This is a genomic window from Arthrobacter glacialis, from assembly GCF_002909445.1.
GTDB classification, from domain to species: Bacteria; Actinomycetota; Actinomycetes; order Actinomycetales; family Micrococcaceae; genus Specibacter; species Specibacter glacialis.
Map to the genome: position 1 here is coordinate 503558 of NZ_PPXC01000001.1, position 18516 is coordinate 522073.

The window sequence follows — 18516 nt, forward strand, 5'->3', positions numbered from 1 at the left end:
AGATAAATCCTTCACAGCTTAGAGCAGGCTGACTGCCATGGCTTCAAGGGCCAGCAGCGGGGCAACATTGGTGGTGGTGAGGCGTCGGCGCACGGCGTTGACGGCGTCCATGCGCTCAAGGGTTTGTTCGGGCCGGGTGCGGGCCGCAAATTCCTGCAACTGTGCACGCAGCGGGTCGTTGACGAGCTCCACGGTTTCCCGTTCGACGCCGGACCCTCCCCGGGTGTCAAGCTGCAGTACCAGCACATCCCGGTAGAAGGAGAGCAGGTCGGTCAGGGCCCGGTCCAAGTGGTCCGTCACCGAGCGCTTGCCGCGGCGTTTTTGGTCCTCTTCCAGGGCCCGGACCTGGCTGCGCATCGATGGCGGCAGTGCCCCTGTCTCTGGGGCGCCCAGGTTGCGCAGCAGCGTGGCCTTCTCGACGGCGTCGCGCTCTTCATTGGAGGAGGACGCCTCGGCCTGGGCAAGCTCCAGCAAGGACGCCGCGGCGTGAACAGCCGTGGTGACATCGCGCAGATTCAACGGCAGCCGGACAGTGGCATCACGGCGCTCCCGGGCTCCGGGGTCGCTGGCCAGGCGGCGGGCAATGCCAATATGGCTTTGGGCGGCGCGGGCAGCATTGAGGGCCAGTTCGGGGTCAATGCCGTCACGGCGCACCAGCAAGGCGGCAACATCGGCCACCGGCGGCAAGCGCAATGTCAAGGTCCTGCACCGTGAACGGATGGTGACAAGCACATCCGCCGGGCTGGGTGCGCAGAGGATCCAAATGGTCCTAGGCGGCGGCTCCTCGATGGCCTTCAGGAGCACATTGGTGGTGCGCTCGGCCATCCTGTCTGCATCGCCCACGATCATGACGCGCCAGCGGGCGGAGGACGGGCTGTCGTGGGCCTTGCGCACCAAATTGCGGGCTTCCTCGATGGAGATGGTGGTTTTTTCCGTGGCGATGAAGGTGACATCGGCATTGGTTCCGGCCAACGTGGTGTGGCACGCCTTGCAGATGCCGCAGCCTCTTGCCACCAGCTCCGGGCGTTCGCACACCAGTGCCGCGGCAAAAGCCAGCGCCGCATTGGAGCGGCCGGATCCCGGCGGGCCCGTCAAAAGCCAGGCATGTGTGGGCTTCTCCGACTGGGCTGCGCGGCGCAGCTGTGCCACCACGGAGTCCTGCCCCTGGAGGTCTACCCAGACACTCATGCGCGGCCAGCGTCGCCGGTGGCCGTCCCGGCATTTTGGGCGGAATTCTGAGCCAGGAGTGCCGTAACACGTTGTTCAATGGCCTGGGCAAGTTCCGGTATTGCATCGCCGGCGGGCAACACCAAATAGTGGTTGGGGTGTGCCGCTGCCCGCTCCAGGAATGCGGCACGAATCGTGGCGTGGAAGGCGTCAGGTTCGGATTCCAGCCTGTCTTCCTGCGCATCTCCTTCCGTGCGCCTGGACCGGCCTGCAGCAGGTGTTACATCCAGCAGGACCGTCAAATCCGGCCACAGACCGCTGGTGGCCCAATCGTTGAGTTGCACTATGGTGTCGATGCCCAGCCCCCTGCCGGCGCCTTGGTAGGCAATGGAGGAATCGGCGTAGCGGTCGCTGATGACCACCTCGCCGCGGGCCACCGCCGGGGCAATAACCTGGGTGGCATGTGCGGCCCGGGCGGCGGCAAAAATGAGAGCCTCCGTTTTGGCGTCAATCTCGCCCTGCCCATGGTCAAGGACCAGGGAGCGCAGTTTTTCACCAATGGGGGTGCCGCCTGGCTCGCGGGTGCGCACCACCGTCCGGCCCGTCTGGGTAAGGAATGTGGTGAGCAGCGCAGTTTGGGTTGATTTTCCCGCACCGTCGCCACCTTCAAAAGCGATGAATAAGCCCGGCGACGGGGCAGAAGTAGGAGTCACACCATTAGCCTACCGGCCCAAGCTGTATGGTTCCTCGAGTCATCCACAGGCCCCGCCGCCGCCACCGCCTCGCTCCTGAGCGGCGAGACGTTGACTACCCTCAAATAATCCTCAGACCGGTCCGGGCGTGGCGCAGCTGCTGGCTAGGAGGACAGGGCAGCGGTCATTCGGCTCGTATTGGTTCGCATCATTTCCAAATAGCTGCCGGCGCCCTCGCCTGGGACACTGAGTGACTCCGAGAAGAGCGGCACGATGAGCACCTTCACGTTGGCCTCTTCTGCCAAGACACGCACGAGCTTGTCCGGTTGGGAAGTGTCGGCAAAGATGGCCGGGACCCCTGCGTCCCGGACGGTGGTGGCCAAATCAAACAGGTCAGCGGCGCTGGGGGCCGCCAGTGTGGTGCCGCTGGGCATGACGGCGCCAATGACCTCCAAGCCAAAGCGGTGCGCCAGGTAGCCAAACACATGGTGGTTGGTGATGATTTTGCGCCTGTCTGGAGCCAAGGCAGCAAATTCCGTGGCCATCCACTGGTCCAGGGCGGCCACCTGTGCGCCGTAGATGGCTGCGTTGCTGTGCAGCAATCCCGGATCGGGCAGGCTCACATGCTGTGCCACGGCGTCCTCAATGGCATCCACGGCCATCACGACGCGCTGGGGGTCTGTCCAGAAGTGCGGGTCGGGTGTGCCCGCAGACCCTGCGTCCTGGATTGCGAGTGGATTGACTGCCACGCCCACCTCCAATGCCGGCACCCCTTGTTCCTTGGCTGAGTCGATGTGGGCCAGGACACCTTCCTCCAGTCCCAGACCATTGAAGACAATCAGTTGCGCCTGTTCCATCTGGCCCGCTTGGTGGGCGGATACGCCGAAGGAATGCGGATCGGCGTTCGCCTCCATGAGGACCACCACGTCGGCAGCATCGCCCACAATGTTGCGTGTGATGTCACCCAAAATATTGGTGGTGACCATGATGGTGGCTTTTTCGCTGCCCGCAGGTACCGCCGCGCAGGACGTCAACACCCCTGCTGCTGCCATGAGTGCCGCCGCCGCGATGGTTGCACGACGGCGGCCTGCCCCGGCCCGCTGCCAAGGGACTGCCAACCGCCCGCTCACAGTCCGGTCTCCGCGAGCTGGGATGTGGCTCCGGAGGTGGCGAATGTCCGGGCCACCCGCAGCTTGTCCCGGTAGTCGATTTCGTGGATGGTCTGGGTTGCGGGGTGGCTGAGGTAGGCGCGGGTGGCATCCACCAGCAGGGACGGGGGAGCGCCCTCTTCACTCTCGGGGAGAATTTTCTGCTGACTCTCCACCGTGCCCGTGAGCGTGTTAAACGCGTACAAGGTCCCGCTTCTGCCAACACCCAAGGCGGCGGAGCCGTTGCCGGCAGTGGTGGAAGCCGCCAGGGGTTCCGGGCTGGCCATGAATTGCAGCTTTGCGCTGGCCACGTCAAGGTGCCACAATCCCGCGGCGCCCGCCAATGAAACCAATTCGCTGGAGCCGGGCCGGTGGTCAAAGGCCGTGATGCGTTCGGCAGGGCTGGGATAGGGAATTTTTGTGGACGTCAGGGATCCGTCGTCGTCATTGACCACCAGGACGCCGTCGCTGCAGCCAAACACAACACCGTGCCGGGTGCTCGCATGGCCCATGAGCGACGGGCACGTGGTGGCCAGGGCTTTTTCGTCGCCCCCCGCGGAATCGAAGGCGCTGATGGTGGTGGGCAGCTTGTCCGGGCCGGGGGAGCCCGTGATCAGGACATGCCCCTTATAAGGGACCGCCAAGCCACGGTGCGGTGGCCCTGGGATGGTCGCCGCCACCTTGATTTCACCCGAGTCCAGGTCTTCCCGGGAGAGGAGCGATGTTTTCCCCGTCTGTTCCTCGAAGATCGCCACGTGGTGCCCATCGCCGGCAACGGACCCGGCCCCCAAAGATAGATCACCTGCCAACTGGCGCGCGGCGGTGCGGTAGAAGTGTTTGTGGTCGCCGTGCTCCACTGTCCACGCGCCGGTATCGATAATGTGCAGCTTCCCGGTGGTTGCTGTGTGAACAAACAAATACCGGCCGTCGTCCGCCATGGAGCTCGCGCCGGGAAGGGAAGCGCTGAAACTTTCCTCCCCGGACAGTGGATCAACCATGGTGACGGTGCCGTTTGCCGCCGAAAGGTACGGCAGCAGGCTTTGAGCTTCGCCGGTCTCTGTGGCGCCGGCAACGTAGCCGTGGGCAGCCACGCTGCTGCCAGGGACAGGGGTGTGTGCCGGTGCAGGGGCGCACGCAGCCAGGGCGGTGATGGTCAATGCTGCCATGGCGGTCAGCGTGGCTTGTTGAGAAGTCATGCGGGAAGAACCTTTCTGCACCACCGCGACGGTGGCATCAGTTTGTGAAGTCATGTGGTGGGGGCGGGTTTTGTGTCAGCGCTGGTGGGAACTGCCGGTGAACAGCGGCGTTGGCGCAGCAGGGGCCAAGCCGCCTTGATGGCGCTGGAGATGAAGAACAGCGCCACGGCCGTGGCGGCGATGGTGGCGCCGGCGGCCGTCCGTGCGTGCCATGACAGCAGGATTCCCACCATCACTGACACGCAGCCCAGAACTGCTGCGACGCCCATGACGGCTGGAATGGACTTCGCCCAGGGCAGGGCGGCCGCGGGTGGGGCGATGAGCAGGCCAAATACCAGCAAGGTGCCCACTACTTGGAACGATCCGGCCATGGCGGCTGTCACCAGCAGTAAAAGTACTGTTGCCGCAAGATCGGGGCGCATTCCCAGGGTTGCCGCCTTGCGTGCGTCAAAGGCCAGTGCCGTAAACGGACGGTGAAAAATGGCTGCCACCAGGGCTGTGGCCGCCAGAATGCCGCAGAGCAGCCAGATGTCGCTGAATTTGACGGCCAAAATGTCGCCAAAGAGAATCCCTGTCAGGTCCACGGCAAATGACCGAGAGCGCGAAATGATGATGACACCTGCCGCCAGCATCCCCACGAAGAGCAGCCCGATCGAGGTGTCGTGGGTCAGCCGCCGGTGCCGGGACATCGCTGAAACGCCGAACGCCATGGCTGCGGCGCTGACGGCTGCGCCCACTACGGGGTTGCCGCCGAGCAGCAGCGCCACGGCGATACCCGGGAGCATGCCGTGGGACATGGCGTCGCCCAGAAACGCCATGCCCCGCAATACCACCCAAGTGCCCACCATGGCGCAGAGTAGTGCGACGGCGAAACCGCCAATCAGGGCACGTTGGATAAAGGAAACGTCGAAGGGTTCAAGCAGCCAGTCCATCACTTGAGCATACTATAATGAGAATCATTATCAATTACGAAGGAGTGTGCCTTGGGTGCTGCCAGTGTTGAGAACGTTGTTTTCTCCTATGGATCGCGGCGGGTGATTGACGGTTTGGACATTCATTTCCGTGCCGGGGCGCTAACGGCTGTCAAGGGCGCCAATGGCTCGGGGAAGTCCACCTTGCTGGGTTTGATTGCCGGCACCTTGCGACCCTCGCAGGGGGCCGTTCATCTGGCCGAGGCGGCCCGTCCCGCCTTGGTGTTGCAACACAGCGCTGTTTCCCAGGCACTTCCCCTGACCGTGCGGGCGGCGGTGGAAATGGGTTGTTGGGGCAATCGCAGCTGGCTGCGCCGCCTGCGTGCGCAAGAGCGCGGGGAGGTGGCGGAGTTGCTGGACCGGCTCGGCTTGACCGAGCTGGCGCATCGCCAATTGGGGGAGCTTTCCGGTGGGCAGCGCCAGCGGGTGCTGCTGGCTCAGGGGCTTGCCCAGCGCTCAAAGCTGCTGTTGCTGGACGAGCCAACAGCGGGTGTGGATGAGCAATCGCATGCAAGGATTCGGGAGGTCATCGCCCATGAACTGGCGCGCGGGGTTGCTGTCATCGAGGTGACCCACAGCAATGCCGATGCCGCGGAAGCTGGGCGGGTGCTGGTGCTGGCGGACGGCCGCCTGGTGTCCGACTCACTGGGCGTTGCCTAGGATGTGAAGCCCTGATGCAAAAGTGCGGGTGTTGCGAGCTCCGCGGAGCCCGCAACACCCGCGCCGGGTGGATCAGACTGGCTGGATCAGCCGGAGATGCCGGTGATTTCATTGGGTGTGTGCGCCAGCGAGTGGCTTGCCGTGACGGTGGACGAGCCCAGGTCCACCACGTGGAGCAGTTTCTTGGCCGGTTCGCTCACGTAGGCGGTGGTTCCATCCACAAAGATGGCCGGGCGCGGCTGCTGCCAATCCAGGGGTTCCTCCCACGGCGCCACAACCGTGACGGCGCCGCTCTCCTTCCCGGAGTTGGCGTCATGGATGTGCAGCTTGCCGTCCGTGCCCAGAATCAGCGCGGCCCCGTCGGCACTTCTGGCCAAGGAGCGGAAGGAGTACGAGTAGTTGATGGGGACCAGCGTGAGTGTTCCGGTGGCCGTGTTGGTCAGCGAAAACGTTGCGGGGCGCTCCAATTCGGCGTTCTTGTCCTTCTTGTAGTCGCCCAGAACCACCGGCGATGCGTCGCTGCCGGCCTGATTACCGATCCTCCCATAGCGCTCGGGCGCAGTGATCTTGGTGATCTTTCCATCCTTGACCACCAGCAGGCCGTCCTGGCAGCCGACGACGACGGCCCCGCCTTGCGCCGTTGCCTCACCGTGGACCCCTGGGCAGTCATTGCTTTCCGCCAGGACTTCCCGGGTGCCGTTGCTTGCCGGCTTTGCCAGCAGCTTGACGCCTGAGCGGCTCTCACTGGTGCCCTCGGTGACCACCAGCTCGCCGCCGGCAAGTTGCACGGCCACGCCATGATGCGCGGCGCTGGTCTTGAATTCCTGTGTCGCCGGCAGGGCGCCTTGCCCAAGGTCGCCCGGATTGAAGATCTGGATGCTGCCGGTTCCGTCGTCGAACAGGACCGTGCGGCCGTCGTGGTTGACCACATGCCCCGGTTTGTTGGCCGGGAATTTGAGTTCTTCCAAGGCGGGGGTCCCCGTGAAGTGATGGAAATGGTCGCCATGCTTTTCGGACCAGCTGCCCATGTCGAGGACCTGGAACCCGCCCGCAGTGGAGACCAGCACGTGCCGGCCGTCGCCAGCCGGACTGACCCTGTTGAATCCGGACAGGGGCAGCTCGGCCGCAACCTTGCCTGTGTCCGCGTCGAGAACGCTCATGCCGCCGTCGTGGGTCAGGACCAGCCGGCTCTGGGCTGTCTCCGCTTCAGCGCCCGCCTCGGCATGTGCCGCATGGCTGGTGTGCTGGTCGGCGGCGGACGGTGTCGGCGCACTGCCGCAGGCGGACAAGGCCAATGCTGCGGCGAGTGCAAAAGCCGACAGGGCAGGTGTCGTGAGGCGCCGTGCCCGCCGGGTGGTGGTTTCTGGTGGATGGGTGTGTTGTGTGATGGTCATGACACCGATGCTAATCTTAATGAGAATCATTATCAAAACGAAGGAAAGGTGTGACGGCCAAGTGCGCGGGCCGTCGCCGTCATGAAATTGCCGCCACGGTGACGCGGGGCACTAATCTGGAGGGTATGACTCTCCACGCACCCAACCATCTTGAGAACCTCAGCCCCGACACCATGGTTGTGGCGGCAGGACGGCCGGCGCGGGAACATGATTCCCCCGTAAACCCGCCCATTGTGCTGTCCTCGACGTACGTGGGCACCGGCGCAGTGGTGGATGGGGACAGGGCCTACGGGCGCTACTCCAACCCCACTTGGGATCCGTTGGAGGAGGCGTTGTCGGAGTTGGAGGGTGCCACACTTCCGGCACTCCTCTTCAGCTCGGGCCTGGCTGCAGTTTCGGCGGCACTGTCCCTGATTCCCGTGGGCGGCGTGCTGGTCATGCCCACCCACTCCTACCAAGGTGCGCTGGTCATGGCGCAGGAGCAATCGGCAAAGGGCCTGTTCACTCTGCGTACCGTGGACATTGCCAACAATGACGAGGTCATTGCGGCCCTCACCGGCTCGGGCGAAAAGGCCGCCAGCATGCTGTGGCTGGAAAGCCCCACCAACCCCATGTTGGAGGTGGCCGACATGCAGGTCTTGTGCCGTTCGGCTCAAGCCGTGGGTGCCATCATCGTCACTGACAACACTTTCTCCACCCCGCTGGTGCAAAAGCCGCTGGAACTGGGTGCCGACGTCGTCCTGCACTCCGTCACCAAATACCTGGCCGGGCACTCGGACGTGGTGCTGGGTGCCCTGGCCACCTCCAATCCGGAGCTGCGCAGCACGCTGTTGCACCACCGCTCCATCCACGGCGCCATTGCCGGCCCGTTCGAAGCGTGGCTGGCACTGCGTGGCCTGCGCACCTTGGCGTTGCGGGTGGAACGCTCACAGGCCAGTGCCGTGGAGCTGGCTCAGCGCCTTGACCTGCACGACGCCGTGGAGCGGGTTTTGTTCCCCGGCCTGCCACTGGATCCTGGCCATAATCGCGCCAAGGCGCAAATGAACGGCTTCGGCTCCATTTTGTGCATTGAGGTCGCTGGCGGGGAAGCCGCAGCCACCGCCTTTGTTGAGGCCTTGCGGCTCTGGACTCCGGCCACGTCGTTGGGCGGCGTGGAGTCCTTGATTGAGCGCCGTCGCCGCCACGCCAACGAGCCGGAGACGGTTCCGGCCAACCTGCTGCGCCTGAGCGTGGGCATTGAAAATGTTGAGGACTTGTGGCGCGATTTGGAGCAGGCGTTTGACCAGCTTTCCGGCCCACAGTAGTTTCCCAGCAAACAGGCAGCCCGGTCAGCATCGTTGACCTGTAAGCTTGAATTGTGGCTATCTTTTTGATCTATGTAGAGTTCCTCATCCTGGTGGCCTTTGGTCTGCTCGCCCTAGGCATTCAGTTGTGGGCGCTGGGCGATTGCCTGCGCACGCCAGCCTCGGCTTTTGAGCGGGTCTACAAGAAGACCAAGACGTTCTGGACGGCACTGACCGCCGGGGCGTCCTTCTTTGGTTTCCTCTTCATCATTGGGCCCATCATGTCCCTGGGGGGTCCGGTGCCGATGGCTCCCTCGCTGGGCATGGGCATGATTCTCTGCCTGGCCGGGGTCACGGCTGCCGGTGTTTACCTGGCTGACGTCCGCCCCGTGCTGGTTGAAGTTCGCGGCCGCGGCAATGGCCAGCAAAACCGTGGATCGTCCTGGTAGCTTAAGGCGCCACGGCTGACCACGCCACGGTCAGCTCACCCAAGCGCCACCGTGAGGGTGCGCGCACCACCGGCCATCCGGCGTCGTACATTTTTTGGCACATGGACAGCCAACGCTGCCGGTTCCCAAACGATGCCAGCGGCGCCCCGGCGAGCCAATGCTGATCCAGCGCCTGCAGAAAACCGTGGATCTTTTCGCCCGGCACATTGTGGTGGATGAGTGCCTTGGGCAGCCTCTCGGCTACGTCACTGGGCAGCTCGAAGGCGCCAAAGCGCAGCGAAATGGTCAGCGATTGCGGGCCTGTGTTATCCAGCGCAACCCAGGTGGTGCGGCGGCCAATCTCATCGCACGTGCCATCCACAAAAATGCCGTGCGGGGACAGCCGGGCGCAGACCGTGTCCCAAATGAGCGCAACGTCGGCCTCATCATATTGGCGCAGCACGTTGAAGGCGCGGACCATGGTGGCCTGCCCCGGAACCGGAATCTCAAACCCGCCCACCCGGAAATCAAGGCCTTCATGCTCCAGGGGTTTGGCAATGCGGACCCGCTCGGGCTCAATTTCAATGCCCGTGACGTGCACGTCCGGGCAGACTGCCTGGAGACGCGCATACAGTTCAACGGCCGTGGCGGGGGAGCCCCCGTAGCCCAAATCGATCACCAGGGGATTGGCCTCGCGCCGCAGCCGCCACGCCTGCGGGCCTGCCAGCCAGCGGTCCACCCGGCGCAAACGATTGGGGTTGGTGGTGCCGCGGGTGACATTGCCAAAGGGCTTGTTGCGCTGGCGCGTGGCCCTGGCAGCAGGGTCCACGGAATTGCCTTTGACCCGCTGCGCACGTTGAACCACAGAACAAGTTTAGAGGTGCGCGGCAGGAGGTCCTGACCAGGGGTGGCGGGCCCGGAGCCTGAAATTATGCGCCAGACCCGCGGTGGGTTTTGCGCATGAGTGTTTATGCGCAGAACTCGCGGCGGGTTCACCGCAGAAGTTCAGGGTCAGGCCCCGCAGAAGCAGTGCCGCGTAGCAATTCAGGTCCGCGCAGCCCCGCCCGGTAGGATGAAACCATGACTTATACGCTGATTTTGCTTCGCCATGGCCACAGTGAGTGGAACGCCAAGAACCTGTTCACCGGTTGGGTGGATGTTGACCTGAATGATCAGGGCCGCACAGAGGCCGCCCGCGGCGGTGAGCTGCTGGTTGAGAACAATGTTCTCCCGGACGTGCTGTACACCTCGCGCCTCAAGCGTGCCATCAACACCGCCAACCTTGCCCTTGATGTTGCCGACCGCGGCTGGATCGACGTCAAGCGCGACTGGCGCCTGAACGAACGCCATTACGGCGCATTGCAGGGCAAGGACAAGGCCCAGACGCTGGCCGAGTACGGTGAAGATCAGTTCATGGAATGGCGTCGCAGCTACGACACCCCGCCGCCGCCCCTCTCCGATGACAGCGAGTTCTCCCAGGCCCACGACCCCCGCTACGCAGACCTGGGTGACGCCCTCCCGCGCACCGAGTGCCTCAAGGACGTCCTTGTCCGTCTGCTCCCGTACTGGGAATCAGACATCAAGGAAGACCTCAAGGCCGGCAAGACTGTTCTGGTCACGGCCCACGGCAACTCACTGCGCGCCCTGGTCAAACACCTGGACGGCATCTCGGATGAGGCCATCGCGTCCCTGAACATCCCCACGGGCATCCCGCTGGTATACGAACTGGATGAGAACTTCGCCCCCATCACTCCCGGTGGCAAGTACCTGGATCCGGAAGCTGCCGCGGCGTCCATCCAGGCCGTTGCCAATCAGGGCAAAAAGTAACTCCACCGCTTAAAGTACGACGGCGGCGGGCCACCTTTGTTGAAAAGGTGGCCCGCCGCCGTCGTACTTTAACGCAAGCGCGGCCGTCCCCAGCCGCTCCCACTTCTCGCAAGCTCGAAGCGGGTCCCTCGCGGCAGTGGGCGCGCCGGGTGTTGCTGCGACAGGCTAGACGGTGAGGAAGTCCTCGGGCTGCCATTCACCCGTCACCAGGTAGGAAACTTTGCGGGCTACGGAGACGCCGTGGTCGCCAAAGCGTTCAAAGTAGCGGCTGGCCAAGGTGACATCCACGGTTGTTGCAGCGGTTTCATTCCAGTCCGGGGCTGCCATGGTGGAGAAAACACTCTTGTGGAGTTTGTTGATCTGGCTCTTGGCGGCGGCAATGTCGCCCACCAGCTCCAAGTCGCGGGAGTCCAGCAGCTCGGTGACCTTCTCCGCAATGACGATGTCCAGACGCGCCAACTCGGCGAAGGTGCTGGTCAGCGACACCGGAATGACCTGGTTGGGGAAGCGCAGCCGGGTCAGTTGGGCAATGTGACGGGCCAAGTCGCCCATCCGTTCCAGGGACGCGCTCATCCGCAGCGAACCAACAATCATGCGCAGATCGCTGGCCACGGGGCCCTGCAAGGCAAGCACGTCAATGGCGCGTTCGTCCAGGTCGTTCTGCAGGAAATCGATGCGGGCGTCCGCGGCAATGACTTCCTGGGCTGTCTGCAGATCAGCGGCAGCGAAAGCGGTCGACGCCTTGGTGATGGCCTCGCCCACCAGGGCAGAGATCTCAATAAGGCCCTCGCCAATTTGGTGAAGTTCGGCCTGGAAAACTTTACGCACGCGTGTGTCCTTTCATGGGCAGCCCACGGGGGGCCTCAATATGTTCCAGCATGCCACTTGCATGTGAACATGAGCGCACTAAAAGGTGAACGTTTGTTGAACGAGGGCTGTGTGGAGCCAGTTTTGGCTAAAATCACCCCGCAACGGCATAGGCTGGTTGCGTGGATCCCCTGTTGGTTGGAGTAGTTGCCGGGCTTATTGGCCTGACCCTTGGCGTGTTTGGCATGCTCGCCTTTAGCATCAGCGAAAGATCGCGCAAGCAGCCGCTGGATATTGCCGAACCAACGCTGCCCGAGGGCGCTGCGGAAGTGCTTTCGGTGGTGGGCAAGGCCTTCATTGTGATTGACACGGTCGACGGCGTGGTGCGGGCCAGCCCGGGCGCCTACGCCTTCGGTTTGGTGCGCGGCCACACGGTGGTGCACAAGGAGCTGATTGAGCTGGCACACAGAGTGCGTCGTGATGGGGTCATTGAGGAACGCGACTTAATCCTGCCGCGCCAGGTTTTGCCCCATGCGGCGCCCCATCCAAGCCCCACGCCAAGCTCACATTCGGCCGGCACCCAGGGGGCGGCGGTGGAGGCCCACACCGCAAATGTGCCACAGTCATCCACAGCACCCGGGCAGGGAACCTTGGTGATTCAGGTGCGCGTGGCGCCGCTGGGCGAGGAATACATTCTCCTGCTGGCCGATGACCGCACCGAAATTGCGCGCACCGAAGCTGTCCGCAATGATTTTGTGGCCAACGTTTCCCACGAACTCAAGACACCGGTGGGCGCCATCTCGCTGCTGGCAGAGGCCCTTGAATCTGCGCCGGAGGACCAAGCCACCGTGCGCCGCTTTGCCAAGCGCATGATGACAGAATCCGCCCGCCTGGCCGCGCTGGTGCAGGACATCATTGAACTCTCACGGTTGCAGGGCAAGGACGTTGCCCGCGTGGGCACCGACGTTGACATGAATGCAGTGATCGCCGAGGCTGTGGACAGAACCCGCCTGCCGGCCCAAAGCAAGAACATCAATCTTGCCGTGGGACCGCATAAAGTTGCTGAGGTGTACGGCGACCAGGCCCAATTGGTCACGGCCCTGCGCAACCTGATCGACAACGCCGTGCGCTATTCCCCGGAAAACACTCAGGTGGGGATCGGCCTGTCGGTAGGCGACGGCGTGGTCTCCGTCAGTATTTCCGATCAGGGTGACGGGCTCTCGCCGGTCGAGCAGGACAGAATTTTTGAGCGCTTCTACCGCGTCGATGCCGCCCGATCCCGCCATACAGGTGGCACGGGGCTTGGGCTGAGCATCGTCAAACACATTGTGAGCAACCACGGCGGTGAAGTGACGGTGTGGTCGGCACCGAAAATGGGCTCAACCTTCACCGTGCGCCTGCCGCAACTTTCCCACCCAACGTCCGACGGCGGCGCTGATCACAGCGCGAACCGGCACCCCAGAATGATCTAAGGAGCGCAACAAGCGTGAGCAGAATTTTGATTGTTGAAGACGAGGATTCCATCAGCGACCCGCTGTCCTTCCTGCTGGCCAAGGAGGGCTACGAAGTCCAGGTTGTGGACAACGGTTTGGATGCCATTGTTGAATTTGAGCGCAGCGGCGCCGATCTGGTGTTGCTGGACCTGCAGCTGCCGGGCATGAGCGGCACCGAAGTGTGCAAGCACTTGCGCCAGCGCTCCAATGTTCCCGTCATCATGCTCACAGCCAAGGACTCGGAAATCGACAAGGTGGTGGGGCTGGAACTTGGCGCCGACGACTACGTGACCAAGCCTTATTCCTCCCGTGAGCTGATAGCACGCATCAGGGCCGTGCTGCGGCGCTTGGCGGAGCCGGAAGAGCTCATGAATGCCACAGTGCATGCGGGCCCGGTGCGCATGGACGTGGAGCGGCACGTTGTCAGTGTCCATGGTGAATCCGTGGCGTTCCCCCTCAAAGAGTTTGAACTCCTGGAAATGTTGCTGCGCAACGCCGGGAAGGTGCTCACCCGCGGGCAGCTCATTGACCGGGTCTGGGGTTCTGACTATGTGGGGGACACCAAGACCCTCGATGTTCACGTCAAGCGCCTTCGCAGCAAGATTGAGCCCGACCCGGCAGTGCCCAAATACCTTGTCACGGTGCGCGGATTGGGCTATAAATTCGAGCCGTAGACGGACAACCGTCAATTATGTGCACACCCTTGTCATAAGGGCGTCATATGAGCTTATAAGTTAGGTTTTGATTGCCCCAGTGTGACCCGCGCCATATGCTGTGATGGATAACATTACGGGTGGCCGCTGCGGCTGCATCAAAAATTGAGGGACCTAATTTATGAATTCCCCATCATTGAGGGCCGCACGGCGACCCCGCGGCCGCAAGGTCGTGGCGATCATGGCCACCGCCGCCATGGGACTAATGGCTGTTTCAAGCCCGGCGTTGGCACAAAATACGGCGGTCACGGCAGAATCCGTGACAACCTCGGCCTTGTCTGCCGACAAGGTCATCTTCCCCGGCAACGACGGCAAGGCACACACCGTCACTTTCGACTCCAAGTCGTTGAAGGTGGACGGCGAACGCCTCAACGTCTGGAGCGGCGAGTTCCACTATTGGCGTCTGCCCGGCACCGACGACTGGCGCGACATGTTCCAGAAGATGCGTGCCAGCGGCTTCAACGCCGTCTCGCTGTACTTCTTCTGGGGCCTGCACTCCACCGAGCCCGGCAAGTTTGATTTCACCGGCATCAAGGACATTGAACTCCTGCTGGACATGGCCGAGGAAGAAGGCCTGTACGTCATTGCCCGCCCCGGACCCTACATCAATGCTGAAGTATCCATGGGCGGCCTGCCGGCCTACTTGACCAAGAACGGCTCGCAATCCCTCCGCAGCATGGACCCGGAAGCGCTGCGCGAATCACTGAGCTGGCTCGACGCCTTCAACAAGATCGCCGTCAAGCACCAGGTCTCCGATGGTGGCGGTTCCATCGTAATGTACCAGGCAGAAAATGAGTTGTACGACGAATCCCGTGACCGGGTTCCTTTCATGAAGGAGCTCGTGAAGAAGATCAAGGGTGACGGCATCACGGTCCCCGTCTTCCACAACGACTGGGGCTTCAAGGGCGACTTCAATCCCGGAAGCGGCCGGCCGAGCGGCGGCGGCGACACCGGACTGGACTTCTACTCCTTTGACCAGTACCCCTTGGGCTTCAACTGTGCCAATCCCAACCGCGGCCAAATCCCCGACATGGAAGCGCGCTACCGTGCAGTGACGACCACCAGCCCCATGTTCATTCCCGAAGGCCAGGGCGGCGCGTTCACCCCGTGGGGCGCCAGCTTCAATACGGACAAGTGCGCCGAATTTGTTGACCCCGCCTTCACCCGTCAATACGGGGTGAACAACCTCAACAATGGCATTAACATGTTCAACTACTACATGCAGTACGGTGGCACCAACTGGGGCTGGACAGGTTCGCCGTCGTCCGGCTTCACCTCCTATGACTACGGCGCACCCATCAACGAGGACCGCCAGCTCACGCCCAAGGCGGCAGTGCAAAAGGAATTGGGCTACTTCCAAAAGGACTTCGCCCCCATCTCCAACATGGTGCCCCAGGACGGTGCACCCGTCACGGTGGACGCCGCCGCAGGCACCATCAAGTCCTACCAGCGCATCGCCACCGAGAACCTGGCCACAGATTCCGTCACGGGCAACGGCTCCCGTTTCCTGGGGTTCCGCCAAACCGACAGCAACAGCACCACCGAGCTGAAGTACTCCTTCCCCCTGACCCTGTCACCGCGACAGCAGGTCATCGTGGCAAGTTACACCAATGATGACCGGGACACCGCCGCCATCAAGTACACGGGTACGTGGGGCAAGTCCAACGGGGAAGCCTGGGCCGCCGGCAACTACAAGGGCACCGAAACGTTCAGCGAAACCACCGGCGACTCCGTTGAGTACAAGTTCACCGGCGCCGGCATCCGGGTTATTTCCGCCCAGTCCACCAACCACGGCTACGGTGATGTCTACATTGACGGTGTGAAAGTTGGCCAGACCAACACCTACCGAGGCCAGAACGCCAACTTCCAGTATGTTGCCTTCCAAAAGGAGGGTCTGGATCCCAGTGTTGAGCACACCATCAAGATTGTGGTGACAGGCCAGAAGGATGCCGCAAGCCAAGGCACCAACGTCACCATCGACGCCTTTGACGTCATCGCAGCCGCCACACCGGCCACCGTTGTGAAGCTCGACGACGTCGACCCTGCCATCCGCTACTCCGCCGTCGGTGGCGTGTCCCAGTGGGCTCACGAGACGGGCAAGAACTGGACCGTCAACGACTACAAGGGCACGGAATCGTCCAGTCCCACAGCCGGGGCGTTCTACGAGTACACCTTTAAGGCTGCCGAAATCCGCTTGATTTCCCCGCGCGCTTACAACCATGCCAAGGCGGACGTCTTCATCGACGGCGTCAAGGTGGGCGAGACCAACACCTTCAAGTCCGGAACGCCCAGCGAGGCCCAGTTCAAGGCCTTCGAAAAGAAGGGTCTTGACCCCGCCGTGGAGCACACCATCAAGGTGGTCAACACTGGCGTAAAGGGCGATCCCGCCTCGATTGGAACTTTTGTGGCGATTGACGCCATCGAGACCTCAACGCCGGGCAGCACCACCACGCCTCCGGCACCCGCGGACTCCATCACGTTCAACAGGGTCCCGCAAAAGGCAGGCACGTTCCTGAGCATGCACGGCCGCGACGCCAACATGGTCATTGCGGACTACGCCTTTGACGGACAGAAGCTCATGTACAGCACCTCGGAGCTGTTCACGAAGATGCCCGTCGCCACCGGCACACTGCTGGTACTCAACGGCGCCAAGAACGACGCCGGCGAGACGGTCCTCAAATACGCCTCCGAGCCCGCTGTCACCACCTTGGGCGGAACTGCTGTGGAGTCCGTGTGGGACGCTGCCACCAAGACGCTGCGCCTGAACTATGTGCACGGTAGTGGCACCTCGGTGAAGATCAGCGGCGGCGGCGCCCCCGAACTGCGCATTGTCACCACCGACCGTACGGCCACGGGCCAGCAGTGGAGCGTGGATGGCATCGTCAAGGGCGGCACCACCAACAAGAGCGTCATGGTTGCAGGTGTTGACCTGCTCCGCTCCGCCGAGTTCGACGGCGACACCGTCAACCTGGTGGGCGACACCAAGGCAGCGCGCGCCATCAACATTTACGTTCCGGCCGGCATCACCAAGGCCAGCTGGAATGGGCAGGCCCTGGTAACAACAGTTGGTGCCAATGGCCAGCTTGTCGCCAACCTTGGCGGACCGGCTCCGGCTGTCCTGCCGGCATTGACCAACTGGAAAGTTTCGGGTGAAAACCCGGAGTCCGCAGTGGCGTTTGATGACTCCAAGTGGCTGGTTGCCACAGCAACCACAGCCGCCAACACGCGTCAGGGCCCCGGCCCCAACCAGGGCAAGGTCCTGGACACCGCCTTCTACGGCTTCTATGAAGGCGACACCTGGTACCGAGCCAGCTTCACGGCCTCCTCAGCCGCGACCAGCATCCAGCTGCGCGGACAGGGCGGATCCGCCGGAAACATGCTCGTCTGGGTCAATGGCACCTTTGTTGGCGCCGCTGCAGCCACTGGCAGCATGCAAACCCTGCAGGTCCCTGCCGGTGTCATCAAGAACGGCGAAGCCACACTGGTTTCGGCAGTGGTCCGCAACAATGGCCAGAACCTTGACTGGAGCGACGACGGATTGTCCCGCCAGAACCGCGGCCTCTTCGACGCGGTGCTGCCCAGCAGTGGCGCCGTTACTTGGAAACTGCAGGGCGCTAAGGACAAGGCTGCTCCGGTTGATATTGCCAGGACCATGTACAACACCGGTGGTCTGTACGGTGAGCGTGCCGGTTGGTACCTCCCCTCCTACCCGGATGCGATGTGGGCCGACGCCAGCAACTTCAAGCCCGCCAAGGCCGGAGTTACCTGGTACCGCAGCAACTTTAACCTCAGCATCCCCGCCGGCACCGACACAGCCATTGGCCTGAAGGTCAACGACACCAAGTTCGACAACGGACGGCAGTCCTTTGCGCGCGCCGTCATCTACGTCAATGGCTGGAACACCGGCACCTGGGTTGGCAATGTGGGTCCGCAAAGCACGTTCACCATCCCCAGCGGATTCCTGAACAAGAGCGGCAAGAACACTCTCGCCATCGCCCTGTCCACCGAGCGCGACGCCCAGGGCCCGGATTCCTTCACCTTGGTGGATCGCGGAACCAGTCTGGGCGGCGTGCCCACCACGCTGAACACGGCCCCGGATTACACCGCGCCGGTTGTGACGGCGGCGGCTGCCAAGTCCACGGTCGACGTCGGTGAGAAGGTAGCCATCAGCGGAACGTCCGCTTTGGCAGCCATCGGAAACGGTGCAGTCACCAATGCCGTCATCACCTACGGTGACGGTACTGCGGCTGTCACGGTTCCCGTGGTCAACGGTGCGTACTCGTCCGAGCACAGCTTCGCGGCCAAGGGCAACTACGCCAATACGGTGATCATCAAGGATGCAGTTTCCGGCGCCGTCTTGGGCACCAAGGCTGTCGTCATCACCGTGGCGGAACCGGGCACCACGCCCACGGCAACGCCTTCGGCAAGTGCCACGGCAACTCCGTCCGCGACGCCGAGTGCCACTCCGTCGGCAACCCCGTCGGCAACGGCAACGCCTTCGGCAACGCCAACGCCTTCGGCTAGTACCACGGCAACTCCGTCGGCAACGCCGAGCGCCAGCGGCACGCCGTCGACCGTTCCCACCAGCACCGCCAGTGGCAACGTTAGCGATGCAACTGTGGCAGCGGGCGGGAACCTGACCATCACGGGGAAGAACTTCAAGCCCGGCACCAAGGCAACGTTCACGCTGCACTCGGAGCCGGTCCTGTTGGGCACTTCGGTGGTTGCGGCAGATGG

The 18516-nt window shown here is 63.0% G+C and carries 15 protein-coding genes; 7 read left to right on the top strand and 8 right to left on the bottom strand.

Annotated elements, in window-relative coordinates; genetic code table 11:
- Positions 1–18: 18 nt before the first annotated feature.
- From CVS27_RS02225 to aztB, 5 genes are all read right to left on the bottom strand, one after another.
- On the bottom strand, positions 19–1188 hold the full coding sequence (locus tag CVS27_RS02225; RefSeq protein ID WP_103464082.1) for a DNA polymerase III subunit delta': 1170 nt from the start codon (positions 1186–1188) through the stop codon (positions 19–21).
- The gene (tmk, locus tag CVS27_RS02230) at positions 1185–1880 is read right to left on the bottom strand and encodes a dTMP kinase (protein ID WP_103464083.1); all 696 of its coding nucleotides are present in this window, start codon (positions 1878–1880) and stop codon (positions 1185–1187) included. Before tmk ends, CVS27_RS02225 begins: the two co-directional genes overlap by 4 nt.
- A gap of 143 nt (positions 1881–2023) precedes the next feature.
- A complete protein-coding gene (gene aztC, locus CVS27_RS02235; RefSeq protein WP_243400016.1) occupies positions 2024–2989 on the bottom strand; it encodes a zinc ABC transporter substrate-binding protein AztC in 966 nt (321 codons plus the stop codon).
- Positions 2986–4203, bottom strand: a complete 1218-nt coding sequence (locus tag CVS27_RS02240) for a PQQ-like beta-propeller repeat protein (protein ID WP_133162854.1) — start codon at positions 4201–4203, stop codon at positions 2986–2988. Before CVS27_RS02240 ends, aztC begins: the two co-directional genes overlap by 4 nt.
- Before the next feature lie 50 nt (positions 4204–4253).
- The gene (gene aztB / locus CVS27_RS02245) at positions 4254–5135 is read right to left on the bottom strand and encodes a zinc ABC transporter permease AztB (RefSeq protein ID WP_103464085.1); all 882 of its coding nucleotides are present in this window, start codon (positions 5133–5135) and stop codon (positions 4254–4256) included.
- Positions 5136–5186: 51 nt separating this feature from the next.
- On the opposite strand from aztB, the gene aztA reads away from it, so the two are divergent.
- On the top strand, positions 5187–5834 hold the full coding sequence (gene aztA, locus CVS27_RS02250) for a zinc ABC transporter ATP-binding protein AztA (protein ID WP_103464086.1): 648 nt from the start codon (positions 5187–5189) through the stop codon (positions 5832–5834).
- An 86-nt stretch (positions 5835–5920) separates the two neighbouring features.
- Here the strand turns inward: aztA and aztD are convergent, their stop codons facing one another.
- Positions 5921–7228 (bottom strand): zinc metallochaperone AztD, encoded by a 1308-nt coding sequence (gene aztD, locus CVS27_RS02255; protein WP_103464134.1) that lies wholly within the window; start codon positions 7226–7228, stop codon positions 5921–5923.
- 125 nt (positions 7229–7353) lie between these two features.
- On the opposite strand from aztD, the gene CVS27_RS02260 reads away from it, so the two are divergent.
- Both CVS27_RS02260 and CVS27_RS02265 read left to right on the top strand, forming a co-directional pair.
- A complete protein-coding gene (locus CVS27_RS02260) occupies positions 7354–8532 on the top strand; it encodes a trans-sulfuration enzyme family protein (protein WP_103464135.1) in 1179 nt (392 codons plus the stop codon).
- A gap of 53 nt (positions 8533–8585) precedes the next feature.
- Positions 8586–8960, top strand: coding sequence for a DUF2516 family protein (locus CVS27_RS02265; protein ID WP_243399633.1), 375 nt, complete (start codon positions 8586–8588; stop codon positions 8958–8960).
- A 1-nt stretch (position 8961) separates the two neighbouring features.
- Here CVS27_RS02265 and CVS27_RS02270 read toward each other — a convergent pair whose 3' ends face one another.
- Positions 8962–9804, bottom strand: coding sequence for a class I SAM-dependent methyltransferase (locus tag CVS27_RS02270; protein WP_370739454.1), 843 nt, complete (start codon positions 9802–9804; stop codon positions 8962–8964).
- A gap of 215 nt (positions 9805–10019) precedes the next feature.
- Between CVS27_RS02270 and CVS27_RS02275 the strand changes: the two genes are divergently transcribed.
- Positions 10020–10766, top strand: coding sequence for a phosphoglyceromutase (locus CVS27_RS02275; RefSeq protein WP_103464088.1), 747 nt, complete (start codon positions 10020–10022; stop codon positions 10764–10766).
- A gap of 165 nt (positions 10767–10931) precedes the next feature.
- Here CVS27_RS02275 and phoU read toward each other — a convergent pair whose 3' ends face one another.
- Positions 10932–11594, bottom strand: coding sequence for a phosphate signaling complex protein PhoU (gene phoU, locus CVS27_RS02280; protein WP_103464089.1), 663 nt, complete (start codon positions 11592–11594; stop codon positions 10932–10934).
- A 161-nt stretch (positions 11595–11755) separates the two neighbouring features.
- Here phoU and CVS27_RS02285 point away from each other — a divergent pair, with 161 nt between their 5' ends.
- The 3 genes from CVS27_RS02285 to CVS27_RS02295 all read left to right on the top strand — a co-directional run.
- Positions 11756–13045 (top strand): sensor histidine kinase, encoded by a 1290-nt coding sequence (locus CVS27_RS02285; RefSeq protein WP_243399634.1) that lies wholly within the window; start codon positions 11756–11758, stop codon positions 13043–13045.
- A 14-nt stretch (positions 13046–13059) separates the two neighbouring features.
- Positions 13060–13740, top strand: coding sequence for a response regulator (locus tag CVS27_RS02290; protein WP_103464090.1), 681 nt, complete (start codon positions 13060–13062; stop codon positions 13738–13740).
- Positions 13741–13900: 160 nt separating this feature from the next.
- On the top strand, positions 13901–18516 hold a 4616-nt coding region (locus CVS27_RS02295), incomplete at its 3' end, for a beta-galactosidase (protein ID WP_133162855.1).

What these genes read in the sequence shown, in the direction of transcription:
- CVS27_RS02225 (WP_103464082.1), bottom strand. Translation starts at nt 1,188, where the DNA reads ATGAGTGTCTGGGTAGACCTCCAGGGGCAGGACTCCGTGGTGGCACAG.
- CVS27_RS02240 (WP_133162854.1), bottom strand. Translation starts at nt 4,203, where the DNA reads ATGACTTCTCAACAAGCCACGCTGACCGCCATGGCAGCATTGACCATC.
- aztB (WP_103464085.1), bottom strand. Translation starts at nt 5,135, where the DNA reads ATGGACTGGCTGCTTGAACCCTTCGACGTTTCCTTTATCCAACGTGCC.
- aztD (WP_103464134.1), bottom strand. Translation starts at nt 7,228, where the DNA reads ATGACCATCACACAACACACCCATCCACCAGAAACCACCACCCGGCGG.
- CVS27_RS02260 (WP_103464135.1), top strand. Translation starts at nt 7,354, where the DNA reads ATGACTCTCCACGCACCCAACCATCTTGAGAACCTCAGCCCCGACACC.
- CVS27_RS02275 (WP_103464088.1), top strand. Translation starts at nt 10,020, where the DNA reads ATGACTTATACGCTGATTTTGCTTCGCCATGGCCACAGTGAGTGGAAC.